This is a genomic window from Amycolatopsis rifamycinica (assembly GCF_000695625.1).
Taxonomy (GTDB): domain Bacteria; phylum Actinomycetota; class Actinomycetes; order Mycobacteriales; family Pseudonocardiaceae; genus Amycolatopsis; species Amycolatopsis rifamycinica.
The window spans coordinates 56,710-70,712 of the sequence record NZ_JMQI01000077.1 but is presented as its reverse complement, the minus strand read 5'-3'; the positions used below and the strand labels follow the sequence as shown (position 1 = coordinate 70,712).

Genomic DNA, 14,003 nt, shown 5'->3' with positions numbered 1-14,003 from the left:
AGACTTCGGCCGGTGACGGGGTTCCGGTCAGACCGGCGCGGTCCGCGCGGCGGTGTCGTTGAAGCGGCCCACCGCGCGGGTGTGGATCCGGCCGTCGGCCGGGTCGGTCACGACGTCCACGCGGATGCCGTAGGCCCGGCTGAGGTGTTCCGGCGTCAGCACGTCGGCGGGGGCGCCCTCGGCGGTGACCCGGCCGCCTTCGAGCAGCAGCACCCGGTCGGCGACCGCGGCGGCCTGGTCGAGGTCGTGCAGCACCACGCCGACGCCGACGCCGTGCCGGTCGGCGAGATCGCGGACGACGTCGAGGATCTCGACCTGGTACCGCAGGTCGAGGAAGGTCGTGGGTTCGTCGAGCAGCAGCAGCGCGGTGTCCTGCGCCAGGCAGGCGGCGAGCCACACCCGCTGCGCCTGTCCGCCGGACAGGGCCTGCACGGGCCGGTCGGCGAGGGCGGACAGCCCGGTCAGCGCCATCGCCCGCTCGACGGCGGCGGGCCCTTCGGGGTCGCGGCCGCCCCACCGCGACCGGTGCGGGTGCCTGCCGAACTCGACCAGCTCCCGCACGCTCACCCCGCCCGGCGCGGTCCGGTGCTGCGAGAGCAGGGTGATCCGCTTGGCGATGTCCTTCCCGGACAGGGCACGCAGGTCGGCACCGTCGGCGAAGGCGACCGACCCGGCGACCGGCGGGTGCAGCCGAGCGAGGGCCCGCAGCAGCGTCGACTTCCCGCTGCCGTTCGGCCCGATCAGCGCGGTGACGGTGCCCGCGTGCAGGGAAAGCGACGCGGCACGCACGACGACGTCGCTGCCGTAAGCGACGTCGATCGCCCGGGCGTGCACGCCGGTACCGGCACGGGAAGGATCAAGGGACACGGGAGGACAATAAGGTCAGCCTTGCCTAAGTACAAGGGTTGTGGTGACCGGCACACGGGGCCGGTGCCCGGCTCGCGGCACCGGTGGCGGGGGATGGAGTTCTCCGGCCGGCGGCGGAGCCGGTGGCTCGTCACCGGCCTGCCCGTCGCACTGCTGGTGGCGCCGGCGGCGCTGGTCCGGCACCGGCGGGCCGGCGCACGCGACCGGGACGAAGACCACGTCCGGTGAACCGCGGCCGACGCGAAGAACGGCCGGCGTGAGGACGTCCACGGCATACCGACTGGCTGGTACGTTGACGGCGTGATCGAAGCGGCGCGCCGGACCTGGCGGATCCTCGAGCCCTACCACGGGATGATCTACTTCGCGCCGGAAGCCACCGCCGCGTACGAGAAGCTCGGCCTCACCGGCCGCGCCGGCTACTTCGCGTCGAGGTCGGCGGCCCTCGGGGCGGTTCCGGCGCCGGTCGTGGTCGCGACGTTCCACAACTTCAACCCGGTCCTGGTCCGGACGTCGATCAGCGCGGCCTGGTCCGCCACCGACCCGGCCGCCGTGCTGGCCGCGCGGCACGCCGCGGCCGACCGGACGTTGCGCGGCGTCCTGGGCGAGGCGATCGGCTCGCCGGAGATGCGCCGGGCCGCCACCCTGTCGCGCGAGGCCGCCGAGACGGTCGCCGAGGACGTCGCCGGCCGCCCGCTCTTCGCCGCCCACGCGGCCTTGCCGTGGCCCGCCGAGCCGCATCTGGTTCTGTGGCACGCGCAAACCCTGCTCCGGGAGTACCGCGGCGACGCCCACATCGCGGCCCTGCTGACGGCGGGCCTGAGCGGCATCGAAGCCCTCGTCACCCACGCGGCTTCCGGGGCCGTCCCCGCCGAGACGTTGCGCACCTCCCGGGCGTGGTCCGAAGAGGACTGGGCACGGGCCGTCGCCGGCCTCCGTGCGCGGGACTGGCTCACCGACGACGCCGACCTGACGTTCACGCCCGCGGGCGCGGCCCGCCGGGCGGAGATCGAGAAGGCGACCGACCAGAACAGCGTGACGCCCTACGCGCACATCGGTGAGTCCGCCTGCGCGGAACTGCAGGCGCTGGTGCGGCCGTACAGCCGCGCGCTCGCCGAGGAACTCATGCCGTGGATGCTCGCGAGGTAGCCGGTCCGCGTCTCCCGGCGGAGCCCGGGCTTCCGGCCTACGTGGCGTCGGCGGGTTCGAGGACCACTACGGGAATCGTCCGCTCGGTATAGGTCGCGTAGGCGGCGTAGGGCTTGTAGATCGCCACCGCTCGCTCCCACAGCCGGGTTCGCTCCGCGCCTTCGGCGACGCGCGGACGGACCCGGCGACGTTCGCCGCCGGGCAGTTCCACTTCGGTGGCCGTCATCGCCATGAGGTTGTGGTACCACGCGGGGTGCGCGTCCACGCCGCCTTTCGAGGCGACGACGACCAGCCGCGGCGAGTCGTCGACGTAGATCAGCGGGCTGATCCGGGCCTGGCCGGACTTGCGGCCGACGTGGTGCAGCAGCAGCACCGGTGCGCCGCCGAAGAACGACCCGCCCACCTTGCCGCGGGTTCTGCGGAACAGGAACGTGTTGAGCCGGGTCAGCTGCCGCTGCAGCTTCCAGTAGGGGGACGTGGGTGCGGGGGCTTTGGGCATGCCGCCAATGTGTCATAGAGTGACAAGTGTCGTCAACTGACAAAAGCCTCATGGTGACGTGAGTGCCGTACGCTGGCCGGCATGGAGAAGCTCGGCCTGCGGGAGCGGAAGAAGCAGCGGACGCGGGAGGCGTTGATCGACGCGGCTCAGGAACTGTTCTGCGCCAACGGCTTCGAGGCCACGACCGTCGACCAGATCGCCGAAGCGGTCGAGGTCTCCTCCCGGACGTTCTTCCGGTACTTCGCCTCGAAGGAGGACGTCGCGCTGGCGCTCGCGGACGAACAGATCACGGCGGTGCTCGCCGCGTTCGCCGGGCAACCGGCCGACGTGCCGGCGCTGACCGCGCTGAAGACGGCCGCGGTCGAGGTCATGCGGGCGTACGAAGCCGACTCGCGCTTCCACGGCCTGCAGGACGTGATCTCGGTCAGCCCGGCGCTGACGGCCGCGCGGATCGAGCGGGCGACCGCCCGGTTCGACGAGGTGGCGCGGCTGATCGGCGCCCGGATGGGCATCGACCCGGCCGCGGACCCCCGGCCGCACCTGGTGGCTTCGGTGGCGCTGTGCGCGGTGCAGCCGGCGGTCGCCGCCTGGCGGGCGGCCGGACGGCGGGCGCCGGACTCCGAGCTGACCGGCCAGGCGTTCGACCTGCTCGCCGCTGGCCTCGACCACTCCGCCGGAGCCGAGGGGCACGGGGTTCAGGAGTAGCCGGGGAACTGTCCGATCCCATCGCGGTCGCTGCACCGCCTCCCGAAGACTCGGGCCCATGACGGTGATTTTCCGGCGAACAATTTTGGATTCACCGACCGGAAAGAATCAGCGGAAAGCCCCGCGTGGCTTTCCTTCGGTGGCACCGCGCCACGCGAGAACCAGCTGGTTCGCCATCGCGAGGACCAGGCCGGCGGCCAGGCACGGCCACCGGTCCGGGGCCGGACCGAGCGCCACGCACCCGGCGCTGCCCGCCGCGAGCGCGACGGCCCTCGACACCACCGCCCACGAGACCTTCCCCGCGCCGAAACACCCGCACGGCACGTCGGCCCGCCGTCTCCGCAACACCGCCGCGTAGACGGCAAAAGCGCAGTAGAGCGCCGCTTGCGCGGTGACGGGCGGTGTCGCGGCCGCCGGCGCGGTGAGCAGGACCGCGAGCACGGACACGCCCACGACGACCTCCGCGACGGCGGTCGCCGGCGCCACGAACGCCGGTGCGGGCAGCAGGCGGTGCGCGCGCAGCACCGCGCGGTGCTCCCGGGGCCGCGCCGCGTGGGTGACACCGGCCGCGGCCAGGAGAATGGCTCCGGACACCGTCAGCGTCGTCATTCCCGCGGACCAGAAGGAGTGCATCACCCCACTGTATTCGCCGACAAAAGTACCGTCCCCGATCGGAGCAATTCGAGAACCGTCGGAAAACGACCGTGGTCACCGCCGAATTCCTCGGCTAGCCTCACGGGGGGCGGATTCCGGAAATGGGGGGTCTGATGGCGGTACAACGGCTGCGATTGGTGGCGCCGAGCGGAGACCGGGTGACCGTGGGCCTGCCCGCGGCGGCCCCCGTTTCCCACGTCGTGGCCGGAGTGCGGTTCGTCGGCGGCTCCTACGGCACCGGGTTCCAGATCGGGGCGCGCGGCTACCACGACTTCGCGTGCACGTACGTCGCACCGGCCGACACCCGCGAGCGCCTTCTCGTGCACGGCCGCGAAGTCGTCGTCGCCGAGGCCCGCGACGGGCAGTCGTCCGTGGCCACCCTGCTGGGCACCTACCACGAACTGATGACGGTGTACGCGGGCCCGGCGCCCGGCCGCGACCGCGTGCTGGCCCTCTTCGGCTCGTTGCGGATCGAGGACCACGTCGACGGGATGACCGTCGTCCCCCGTGCGGAGACGCTGCTGGACCCGGCGAACGAGCACTTGGTGGTCGTGGTGAAGGACCACGGTTCGCTGTCGATCCCCGCACCCCGGCAGGCCGCGGCGTTGCTGCCCCGGCACGCGGGCGCCCGCACGAAACACGGCGAAGTCTGGAAGTCCGGGTACGGCAAGGATCCCGCGCGCTCGTTCGTCCTCGGCTGCCCGGCGGGCGTGGCCGAGGTCCACCTCGCCGGCACGGCGGCGAAGACCGAGCGGGAGCGGCTCGACTGGCTCGACGGGATCGACATCGCCTGGGACCGCCGATGAGCCCGTCGATCGCGGTCACCCTGATCACCTGGGCGGCGATCGTCCTGCTGTTCTTCGGCCTGGCGGCCGTCCTGCGCGAAGTCCGGCTGCTGCGCGGGATGGTCACCCGCGGCGACGGCGGATTCGTGGCCGCGCCGCCCGATCTGGTGCTCGGGCCGCGGTTCGCCGGCCGGATCGTGGCGGCGGTCGATTCGGGCTGCCCGCTGTGCCTGACCGTCGTCGAGCGGCTGGCCGGGCTCGGCGCCGACGCGATCCTGCTGACCCACGAACCCCCGGCGACGTGGGCGGAGCTCGCTCACGGCCTGCCGGTGATCAGCGACGGCGAAGCGTGGCGCTCGGTCTCCCACCTCTCGCCGCCGGTGCTGATGCTGCTCGACGAAACCGGCCGTGTCCGGCGGATGCTGCTGCCGGTCCGGGCGTCCGAAGTGGACACGGCACTGGCCGGATGGACCGGCCGGCAGGAAGGAGGCGGCACCGGTGACGCTGGAGTTGGCGCGCATTCCCGAGCTTGACCGGCCCGGCCTACAGGTCGGGACCACCCGCGCCGGGCGGAGGCTGAAGACCCGCGGGACGCGCCGGACGTTCCTGCGCGCGGTGGCGCTGGGCGCGTTGACGATCGGCGCGACCGCGCTCGACTGGTCCGGCCTGTCCCGCGTCCGGACGGCGAACGCCGAGTTCGGCCCGTACGGCATGCCGGGCTACGACCGCAACGACTGCCGGGACGCCTACCCGACCGGCTACGCCGAGCTGCCCGACACGAGTGGCGCGTACGTCAACGCCTACGCCGCCTGCTTCGGCGGGTTCTGGCGGGGGAGCACCTACTGCGAAGCGGGCTGGCACAAGTACGGCACCTGGAACGAGGGCGGCCTCCAGGTCGACCACCAGCCCGTGTCCAACTCCTGCGGCCAGTTCGTGGGCAAGAACGCGTGGCGGTGGACGACCCCGGACCAGAAGGTCTACCGCTGCTCCGACGGCTTCTCCACCTTCTGGGGCGGCGGGTACACCGGCCAGACGTACCTGACGATCTGCCGCGCGGCCCTGTGACCGCGGGGTCGGCGCGGCGCCGGTGGCACCCGCTGACGATCGCCGCCGGGCTGGTGCTCGCCGCGGCCGCGGTGACGCTGGCCCTCCTGCTCGCGCCGGGCCGGCTGCTGCCCGGGGCGTGGCTCGTCCTGTGCGCGGCCGCCGGGTTCGCCACCAGCGGCTCCAGTTGAAGCCGGAACTCGGCCTTCGTGCTGAGCTCGCCGGTCTGGCGAGGCACTCCGACACTGGCGTTCTGCGCCGGACTGGTCTGCGGCGGCGCCCTGACCGCGCTCGTGCTGCTCGTGGCCGGATCCCTGCTGCGCGCCCCGCTGCCGTCGCTCGCGTGCTGGGCCGTGGTGGCCGTGGCGCTGGGGACGGTGCTGCTGCGCGAAACGGGCGTGTGGTCGTTCCGGCTGCCGGAGAACCGGCGGCTGGTGCCGGACACGGTGTTCCGCCTCGGCCGGCACCTCGGCCCGCTGCAGTTCGGCTTCGAGATGGGCACGGGCGTCCGCACCTACCTGCCCAGCGGCCTGCCGTACGTCGCCGCGATCGCCGTGGTCCTCACGGCTTCGCCGGCCGCGGCGGTGGGCGCGGGGGTGGGGTTCGGGCTGGGCCGGGCGTTGATGACGACGGCGAACCTGCGCTACGACGGCGAAAACGGCTGGGACGGCGAATGGCGGGCCCACGGCCGGGAGCTCAGGGTCCTGACCGGGGCCGCCTTCGTCGTCCCGCTCGCCGCGCTCGCCGTCACGGCGTGGTCTGGTACGCCCTGAGCACGGTTTGGGTGAGCGCGTTGCCTTCCGTGTCGCGGGCGGTGATCCGCAGCGACACGAACCCTCCGCCCGGCGGGTTGTGCACCACCGCGAGCCCGCCGTTGCCGATGCGGGCCGTGGGCACGGCCGTCCACTTGGCACCGTCGTCGGTGGACGTCTCGACGCGCAGCTCCGCCAGCCGGAACTCACCCGCGCCCGGCTGCCGCTGGGCGGTCAGCGCGAGCACGAACGGCTTCCCGGCCGGGGCGCGGCTCTGGTCGTCGACCGCGCCCTCGGCCCGGACCACCAGCAGCGGCAACGGCTTCGCCGGCGCCGCCAGGCCGGGCTCGCGGAACGTCCACGCCACGTCCACCGCGGTGCCCACCACCGACCACGGCACGCTGCGCGTGGCGACGGACCGCAGCGTGTACGTGCCCGCACCGTCCGGGATGGCGAGCGCACCGGCGGCCGGGTTCTCCGCGGTGGCCAGCGTGACGCCGTCGCGCGAGAGCGTCGCCGTGCCGGTGAGGCCCGCCGGCGGCGTGGTGTACACCTCCGGGTCGCTGCCCGACACCAGCGGGATCGCGTACGCCAGCTGGTTCCCGGCACGCAGCACACCCCAGCCGTCCGCCGGCGCGCCGAACGCGGGCCCGACCGGGGCGCGGTTCCAGCCGGCGTGCTGGAAGCCGGGCCGGTAGGTCCGGTACGAGTAGCTGGTCTCCGCGTCGGTCAGCGGGTCCGGGTACACCGCCACGACGTGCTGCCAGCTCACCCCGGTCGTGTAGTGCTCGGTGCGCCGGCTCGGCAGCGCCGGCGCCGAGACCTGGTACGTGCCGCTGTCGGCGCCCGGGAAGCCGAAGGTGACGTCGTCGCCGCGCAGGCTTTCCGCCGGTTTCCCCTGGGTGTGGTACCGGGCGTCGACCACGGCGAGGTCCTTGTCGCGCACCCGGAAGACGGGGTCGGCCGGCACGCGGCCGCGTTCGAGCAGCGCGAGCTGGTAGAGGTCGTCGCCGGCCTCCAGCGTCGCCCGGAAGTACATCGCGTACGTGTGGTCGGTGACCTCGCGGCCCGAGCCGGCCGCGTACAGCTCGTTGCCCGGCTGGACGATCCAGGCGAGCGTGTTCGTGCGGGTGCCGCCCGGGTTCCCGGACACCAGGCCCAGTTCACCGCCCTGCAGCCGCGCGTCCGGGCGGTCGACCACCGCCCGCAGGGGTTTGCCGGCGCGGGCGTCGAGCGTGACCGAGACGTCGCCGGTCACCGGCTGACCGGGCCGCGACAGCAGCGTCACCGCGGCCGGGCGGGTCCGGCCGCTCGGATCGCCGGACACGTCTAGCGCGTTGAGGTCGTAGCGTCCCTTGGGGACCCGCACCACGGCCGTGCCGTCGGCGCGAAACGGCCGCACGCCGAACGCGGCCCCGGTCGCGGTGTCGACGAGCGTGGCCACGCCCGCCGTGAACCGCCCGTCCCGGCCGATCAGCCGGACGGACACGTCGTAGCTTTCGGCTTCCAGGAAGGCGCCGAGCGCGGTCTGCACGGTGATCCCGGGCGCCGTCGCGGTCAGCCGGCCGCCGTGCGGCCCGGCGGCGTCCCCGCCCGCCCGGAGGGTGACGCCGACGTCGGCGTTCCCGTGCGCGGGCACCACGACGGCCGCCGCCGAAGGCGTGAACAGCGGGGAAGTGGTGGCCAGCGCGAGGGTGACGGCCGCGTCGCCGTCGTTGTGGTAGGTCACGGTCTTCGTGACGGCTCGCGTGCGCGGCCAGGCGACGAAGCCGTAACCGACGCTGCCGGTGGTGGCCGTGACCTGCTGGGTGACCGCGCGGGCCGCGTCCACCCGGCCGGCGCCCTGGTCGGCGACGTCGGCGGTCGGCTTGGCGGTGCTGGTCAACGTGGTCTTGAGCCGGCCGGCGAGCCAGTCCGGGTGCCGCTGGAGCAGCAGGGCCGCCGTCCCCGCGACGTGCGGTGCCGCCATCGACGTCCCGGAGAGCCGGGCGTAGCCGTCGTCCACCGGCGCGGTGTCGCCGTCGCGCGTGCCCGTCGCCCGCGCCGAGACGATGCCTTCGCCGGGCGCGGCGATGTCGGGCTTGACCGCGTGGTCGCCGAGCCGCGGGCCCCGGTTGGAGAACGCGCTGGTGGTGTCCTGGGCCGACACGCTGCCGACCGCCAGTGCCGCGTCCGCCGCGGCGGGCGCGACGACCGGTCCCGGTTCGGGCAGGTCGAGCGAACGGTCGTTGCCCGCCGGGGCGACGAAGAGGGTGCCGTGGCGGGCGGTCAGCGCGTTCACCGCCTGGGACACCGGATCCGTGCCGTCGGTCGCGTCGCCGCCGAGGCTCAGGTTGACCACGCGCACCTTCGGCGCGATCCACTCCAGACCGGCGATCACCGCGGATTCCGGGCAGCCGTGGTCGACGCAGACCTTGCCGCTGATCAGCCGGGCGTCCGGCGCGACCCCGCGGTAGCGCCCACCGGAGGCGGCGCCGGTCCCGGCGATGATGCCGGCGACGTGCGTGCCGTGCCCCAGGTCGTCGCTCGCGTCCGGCCGGGTCCCGGTGAAGTCCTTCGCCTCGACGACCTTGCCGGCGAGATCCGGGTGATCGGCCCGGACGCCGGTGTCGAGGAGGCCGACGGTGACGCCGCGGCCCGTGTACCCCGCCTGCCACGCCTCCGGGCCGCCGATCTGCGGCACGCTGACGTCGAGGGCCGGGGTGGCCAGGCCGTCCAGCCACACCTTGCCCACCCCGGCCCGCAGCGCGGACCCGGCGGTGAGCCAGGACCAGAACTCCGGGCCGCGGCGCCGGTCCTGGCGCAGGGCCGTGCCGCGCACGCTCGGCAGCTCGCGCACGGCCGTGGTGGCGGGCGGCGTGGCCGCCGGGTCCCCGCCGGCGGCGTAGGTGACGATCAGGGGCAGGCTCGCCGCGGAGTCGGCGAGGTGCTGCCGCAGCAGTTCGGAGACGTCGAACAGCCGGGGATCGAGCCGGCCGGCGGCCACCAGCGCCAGCGCGTCCGACGGCACCACGGTGATGTCGCCGGGCTTCGTGCCGGTGTTCGTTTCGCGGAAGAAGCCGATCCGCTCGCGTCCCGGGCCCGGTTCGACCACGACCGGGCTTTTCCCGCGGGTATTCGGCAGTACCCGCACCCGGTCGCCGGTGATCAGCGTGACGGAGGACCCGGAATCGCCGGCGACGACGGGCGGGGCGGCCGGTTCCGCCGCCGCCGGAACGGGCAGCGAAACCCCCGCCACCACGGCGGCCGCCAGTGCCAGCTGTCTTCGATGCATGTCAAGGACCCCCACCTGCAGATCGCTTCCCCCGGAATTTCGTCTCGGCGAATGCGTGCGGGAAAAATGAGCCGCGCGCCGCCGCGGTCACGTTAACACCGGCCCGGGTGTACCGGGCAATACATCATTTCCGTGAACCAACCGCCGATAATTGATCACCGGAATACCGTCAGTGGCAAAATGCGGAAGGCCATTCGCCCCGGGGGGTCACCGCGGGCGTGGCGGCGCGGTGCTGGCGCGGACGGCCAGCTTCGGCGCCAGCAGCCGGGTTCCGGGCGCGATGCCGTCGTCGAGCTGCCCGATGACCGTTTCGACGGCGAGCGCACCGATCTCCCGCGCCGGGATCGCCACGCAGGTCAGCTCGAGCAGGCTGTGCGCGGTCAGGCTCTCCGGGCAGACGGCGACGAGCGAGAGGTCCTCGGGCACCCGCAGCTCCCGGTGGTGCAGGGCCGCCAGCACGGCGGGCAGCGCGGTTTCGTTGTGCACCACGAGGCCGGTGACGTCCGGGTGCCGGGTGAACAGCGCGTCCAGGCCGCGCAGGATCTGCCGGGGGGTGTTTCCCCAGGCCAGCGTGGTGGAGCGGAGGCCGCGGCGGGTCGCCTCCGCCGTGAAGCCCCGGGCGAGCCGGGTCGCGGAGCTGCTGCCGCGCCGGTAGGCCGCGGGCGGCGCGCCGATCAGGGCGACGTGCTCGTGGCCCAGGCCGGCGAGGTGGCCCAGGCACAGCGCGCCCGCCGCGGCGAAGTCCAGGTCGAGGCAGCCGAGCCCGCGCGGCCGGTCCGGCACGCCGATCAGCACCGCCGGCCGGTCGAGCCCGAGCAGCACCGGCACGCGCGGGTCGGCGGCCTCGACGTCCATCAGCACGACCCCGTCGGCGACGGACGAGGACACCGCGCGGCGCAGCGCGGCCGGGCCCTCTTCGGCGGTGATCAGCAACAGGGCGTGTTCCCGGGCGCCGGCCGCGGCGATCGCGGCGGCCACGAATTCCCGGACGACGACGTCATGGGCGCCGGCACGCAGCGGAACGACCAGGGCGAGCACATTCGTCCGGCGGCCGGCGGTCAGCCGTGCCCCGGCGTGCCGGTGATGACCCCGCTTGCGCATGGCGTTCTCGACTGCCCCCCGGAGACGGCGACCCCGTCATGATTCGTCGAACCGCATCGACGACCATCAAAAGTAGAGCACGGTTCGGGGATGCACAAGAAAATCGTGGGCTGTTCCGCGCGTATTCACCGGGCCAGGTGATGATCGAACCGATTCGATCTTTCCGCCGGACTGGGTTCGCGTCGATGGTCCTCCCGCGAGGTGACCCCGTTCGCGAGGATCGAAACCGATCGGTCTGCCGGTGGGCTCACGCCGGAGCGGTGCGGAGACCGGCCTTGGCGAACGCGAGCACCTCGTCGACCAGGCCGGCCAGTTCGCTCGCCGCCGTGCGCGCCCGGCCTTCGCGGGTCACGTAGATCTCCCGGAGGCCGGTGACCACCGTGACGGCCGCGAGCCGGGGGAGCAGGGCGTCCGTCGGGAGGCCGAGGTCCTCGCCGATGGCCTCGGCGATCAGGAGTTCGAGGTCGCGGTAGCCGGCGCGGGCGCGGCCGCGGAGGTCGTCGTCGGCCATGAGGAGGTCGGCGCGGAGGGCGCGGCGCTGCCAGAGGTGCGCGGGATCCACCCCGGTCGCGCGGTCGCGCTCGTCGAGCTCGCGCATGGTCGCGTGCATCCACTCACGGACCGCGTCGAGCGTGCTCTCCGGCTGCCGGTCGCGCAGCCGCGCCGCCAGCGACTCCGGGGTGAACGGGTCGTCGGCGAAGAGCAGGTCCTCCTTGGCCGGGAAGTGCAGCGTGACGGTGCGGGTCGCGACGTCGGCGCGCGCGGCGATCTGCGCGATCGTGGTTTCGCGGTAGCCCTGACCGGCGAAGAGGTCCAGGGCCGCGTCCTGGATGCGGGCGCGGGTCTGGGCCTTCTTGCGCTCACGGCGCCCGTCGTTCGCGATCATGGCCGCCACCTTACCACTCGATGCATTAATGCAGTCCATGCTACTGTTAGCTTGTGATGCAGTATTCGAGCAGGAAGGGCAAGTCGTGACGAAGAGCTGGTTCATCACCGGGACGTCCAAGGGCTTCGGCCGCGAGTGGACCGAAGCGGCGCTGGCCCGCGGCGACCGGGTCGCCGCCACCGCGCGGGACGTCGGAAGCCTGCGTCCCCTCGTCGAGCGGTACGGCGACGCCGTGCTGCCGCTGCGGCTGGACGTCACCGACCGCGCCGCCGCCGTCGACGCGGTGGAGCGGGCGGCGGCGGAGTTCGGGTCCCTGGACGTGCTGGTGAACAACGCCGGTTACGGGCACTTCGGGATGGTCGAGGAGCTGACCGAGGAGGAGGTCCGCGCGGAGCTCGAGACGAACTTCTTCGGCACGCTCTGGCTGACCCAGGCGGCCCTGCCGATCATGCGCCGTCAGGGGCGCGGCCGGATCATCCAGGTCACCAGCGAGGGCGGCATCCGCGCGTTCCCGGGCATCGGCGCGTACCACGCGTCGAAGTGGGCGGTGGAAGGACTTTCGGAGTCCCTGCGCCAGGAGGTGGCGGCCCTCGGGATCGACGTGATCTGCCTGGAGCCCGGCCCGTACCGGACGGACTTCGGGGGCGGCAGCGTCCGCCGGAGCGAGCCCCACCCGGCGTACGACGCGGTGCGCGAAGCGACCCGGATCGAATGGGACCTCGGCGACCCCCGCGCGACCCGGGAGCCGTTGCTGCGGCTGGCGGACATCGAGAACCCGCCGGCCCGGATGTTCTTCGGCAAGTCGCTGGCGGCGGTCGAAGCCGAGTACGGCGAACGGCTGGCGGGCTGGCGGGAGTGGGAACCCGTGGCGCAGGCCGCGTTCGGCTGAGCGAACGGCCCCTCACCGCGAAAGGCGAGGGGCCGCTCGGCAAGGGCGATCAGGCGAGCGCCGCGTCCATGGTGATCGTCGTGCCCGCGAGGGCCTTCGACACCGGGCAGGTCTTCTCCGCCGTCTCCGCGTACTCCGCGAACTGTTCCGCCGTCACGCCCGGGATCGAGGCGCGCAGCGTGATCGCGATGCCGCTGATCTCGAAACCGCCGCCGGCCGCCGGGCCGAGGGTCACCTCCGCGCTCACGTCGATCGAGTCCGCCGTGAGCTTGTGGGACTCCAGCACGCCCGACAGGTTCATCGCCAGGCACGACGAGTGCGCGGCCGCGATGAGCTCCTCGGGGCTCGTCTGGCCGTCCGGGTTGCCCGCGCGGGTCGGGAACGAGACCGCGAACGTGCCGGCGTTGGACGAGTCCAGCGTGACCTCGCCCTTCCCGCTGTTCAGTCCGCCGACCCAGTGGGTGGTGGCGTCACGGCTGGGCATAGAAGCCTCCTCGATGTTCGGGTGATTCAGTGCTCGGACGAATACGCGGCGGCTGACGCCGTCAGCCGCCGCAGGGTCTTGATCAGTTCCCGCCGCTCCTCGTCGCCGAGGCCCAGTGCGCAGCCGATCGCCGAGGGGACGCCGGCGGCGCGCGTGCGCACCGCCCGGCCCTGCTCGGTCAGGCTGACCACCACCGTGCGTTCGTCCGCGGGCAGTCGCGTCCGCGTCACCAGCCCGTTGGTCTCGAGCCGCTTGAGCAGCGGGGAAAGCGTGCCGTAGTCCAGGTGCAGCGCCTCGCCGATCTCCTTGACCGGCCGGGCGTCGGACTCCCACAGCACCAGCAGCACCAGGTACTGCGGGTAGGTGAGATCCAGTTCGCCGAGCAGGGGCCGGTACGCATCCGTCACGGCGCGAGACGCCGCGTACAGCGCGAAGCAGGCTTGCTCGTCAAGGAGGAACTCGTTGGGCACGTCGACAAACCTAGCCCACGATTACATCGTGCGCAAGGTATCGATGCCGTTCAGGGTGACCGGGCGCCGTGCGGGGTTAAATCTACCTAGGTAGGTAAGACTCATGCGGAAGACGCACTCGCTCGTGCAAGTGGCGGCCGCGCTGATGGAACAGCCAACGGCGCGGCAGTGGGGATACGACTTGTCGCAGCGCGCAGGTGTTCGTTCCGGGGTCCTGTACCCCACGCTCGCGCGAATGCTCGACGAAGGTTGGCTGACCGACGGCTGGGAGGACTCCGCTGCCGTCCGCGGGAAGAAGCGTCCTCCGAGGAGGTACTACGAGCTGACCGAGAAAGGCTGCGCGGAGCTCGGCGCCGTACTCGAGGCCGCGCGGCGAGACGCCCGGTTCACGGGGATGATCGGACGGTTCGCTTGATGTCCGAACTCATCGACCTCGCACGGATCTGG

18 protein-coding genes are annotated in these 14,003 nt (G+C 73.2%); 10 read left to right on the top strand and 8 right to left on the bottom strand.

All coding sequences use genetic code 11. The features are described from left to right. Window positions 1-27: 27 nt before the first annotated feature. Window positions 28-867, bottom strand: a complete 840-nt coding sequence (locus tag DV20_RS37500; RefSeq protein WP_084093864.1) for an ABC transporter ATP-binding protein — start codon at window positions 865-867, stop codon at window positions 28-30. Window positions 868-888: 21 nt separating this feature from the next. Here DV20_RS37500 and DV20_RS45250 point away from each other — a divergent pair, with 21 nt between their 5' ends. Together DV20_RS45250 and DV20_RS37495 are read left to right on the top strand one after the other, a co-directional pair. Then, complete coding sequence (locus DV20_RS45250) at window positions 889-1,095, top strand: hypothetical protein (RefSeq protein WP_152603809.1); 207 nt, start codon at window positions 889-891, stop codon at window positions 1,093-1,095. 72 nt (window positions 1,096-1,167) lie between these two features. Continuing rightward, complete coding sequence (locus DV20_RS37495; RefSeq protein ID WP_043788168.1) at window positions 1,168-2,013, top strand: SCO6745 family protein; 846 nt, start codon at window positions 1,168-1,170, stop codon at window positions 2,011-2,013. Between the two features lie 37 nt (window positions 2,014-2,050). Here DV20_RS37495 and DV20_RS37490 read toward each other — a convergent pair whose 3' ends face one another. Then, the gene (locus tag DV20_RS37490) at window positions 2,051-2,512 is read right to left on the bottom strand and encodes a nitroreductase family deazaflavin-dependent oxidoreductase (protein WP_043788166.1); all 462 of its coding nucleotides are present in this window, start codon (window positions 2,510-2,512) and stop codon (window positions 2,051-2,053) included. Window positions 2,513-2,593: 81 nt separating this feature from the next. On the opposite strand from DV20_RS37490, the gene DV20_RS37485 reads away from it, so the two are divergent. After that, window positions 2,594-3,217: a TetR family transcriptional regulator gene (locus DV20_RS37485; protein WP_043788165.1), complete on the top strand. Its 624-nt coding sequence runs from the start codon at window positions 2,594-2,596 to the stop codon at window positions 3,215-3,217. Between the two features lie 108 nt (window positions 3,218-3,325). Here the strand turns inward: DV20_RS37485 and DV20_RS37480 are convergent, their stop codons facing one another. Then, window positions 3,326-3,850 (bottom strand): MauE/DoxX family redox-associated membrane protein, encoded by a 525-nt coding sequence (locus DV20_RS37480; RefSeq protein ID WP_043788324.1) that lies wholly within the window; start codon window positions 3,848-3,850, stop codon window positions 3,326-3,328. 179 nt (window positions 3,851-4,029) lie between these two features. On the opposite strand from DV20_RS37480, the gene DV20_RS37475 reads away from it, so the two are divergent. From DV20_RS37475 to DV20_RS37460, 5 genes are read left to right on the top strand one after another with little or no spacing between them, the layout of a single operon-like run. After that, window positions 4,030-4,677: a hypothetical protein gene (locus tag DV20_RS37475; RefSeq protein ID WP_235191111.1), complete on the top strand. Its 648-nt coding sequence runs from the start codon at window positions 4,030-4,032 to the stop codon at window positions 4,675-4,677. Further along, entirely contained in the window at window positions 4,674-5,189 is a 516-nt protein-coding gene (locus tag DV20_RS37470) for a hypothetical protein (RefSeq protein WP_043788161.1), read from the top strand. Before DV20_RS37475 ends, DV20_RS37470 begins: the two co-directional genes overlap by 4 nt. Continuing rightward, entirely contained in the window at window positions 5,155-5,721 is a 567-nt protein-coding gene (locus DV20_RS37465) for a hypothetical protein (protein ID WP_043788160.1), read from the top strand. Before DV20_RS37470 ends, DV20_RS37465 begins: the two co-directional genes overlap by 35 nt. Continuing rightward, window positions 5,718-5,891: a hypothetical protein gene (locus DV20_RS46020; RefSeq protein WP_167344420.1), complete on the top strand. Its 174-nt coding sequence runs from the start codon at window positions 5,718-5,720 to the stop codon at window positions 5,889-5,891. The genes DV20_RS37465 and DV20_RS46020 overlap by 4 nt, the downstream gene beginning before the upstream one ends. An 18-nt stretch (window positions 5,892-5,909) precedes the next feature. Beyond that, on the top strand, window positions 5,910-6,473 hold the full coding sequence (locus DV20_RS37460) for a hypothetical protein (protein ID WP_043788159.1): 564 nt from the start codon (window positions 5,910-5,912) through the stop codon (window positions 6,471-6,473). On the opposite strand, the gene DV20_RS37455 is transcribed toward DV20_RS37460, so the two are convergent. From DV20_RS37455 to DV20_RS37445, 3 genes are all read right to left on the bottom strand, one after another. Further along, complete coding sequence (locus tag DV20_RS37455; protein WP_043788157.1) at window positions 6,448-9,726, bottom strand: S8 family serine peptidase; 3,279 nt, start codon at window positions 9,724-9,726, stop codon at window positions 6,448-6,450. The genes DV20_RS37460 and DV20_RS37455 overlap by 26 nt on opposite strands. Before the next feature lie 207 nt (window positions 9,727-9,933). Then, window positions 9,934-10,827, bottom strand: coding sequence for a LacI family DNA-binding transcriptional regulator (locus tag DV20_RS37450; protein ID WP_043788156.1), 894 nt, complete (start codon window positions 10,825-10,827; stop codon window positions 9,934-9,936). A gap of 247 nt (window positions 10,828-11,074) precedes the next feature. Beyond that, entirely contained in the window at window positions 11,075-11,713 is a 639-nt protein-coding gene (locus DV20_RS37445) for a TetR/AcrR family transcriptional regulator (protein WP_043788154.1), read from the bottom strand. 85 nt (window positions 11,714-11,798) lie between these two features. On the opposite strand from DV20_RS37445, the gene DV20_RS37440 reads away from it, so the two are divergent. Beyond that, window positions 11,799-12,602: an SDR family NAD(P)-dependent oxidoreductase gene (locus tag DV20_RS37440; RefSeq protein WP_043788153.1), complete on the top strand. Its 804-nt coding sequence runs from the start codon at window positions 11,799-11,801 to the stop codon at window positions 12,600-12,602. A gap of 49 nt (window positions 12,603-12,651) precedes the next feature. On the opposite strand, the gene DV20_RS37435 is transcribed toward DV20_RS37440, so the two are convergent. Further along, on the bottom strand, window positions 12,652-13,086 hold the full coding sequence (locus DV20_RS37435) for an OsmC family peroxiredoxin (protein WP_043788152.1): 435 nt from the start codon (window positions 13,084-13,086) through the stop codon (window positions 12,652-12,654). Between the two features lie 26 nt (window positions 13,087-13,112). Further along, window positions 13,113-13,556 (bottom strand): MarR family winged helix-turn-helix transcriptional regulator, encoded by a 444-nt coding sequence (locus DV20_RS37430; RefSeq protein ID WP_043788151.1) that lies wholly within the window; start codon window positions 13,554-13,556, stop codon window positions 13,113-13,115. 103 nt (window positions 13,557-13,659) lie between these two features. On the opposite strand from DV20_RS37430, the gene DV20_RS37425 reads away from it, so the two are divergent. Next, window positions 13,660-13,971, top strand: a complete 312-nt coding sequence (locus DV20_RS37425; RefSeq protein ID WP_043788150.1) for a PadR family transcriptional regulator — start codon at window positions 13,660-13,662, stop codon at window positions 13,969-13,971. Window positions 13,972-14,003 lie beyond the last annotated feature (32 nt).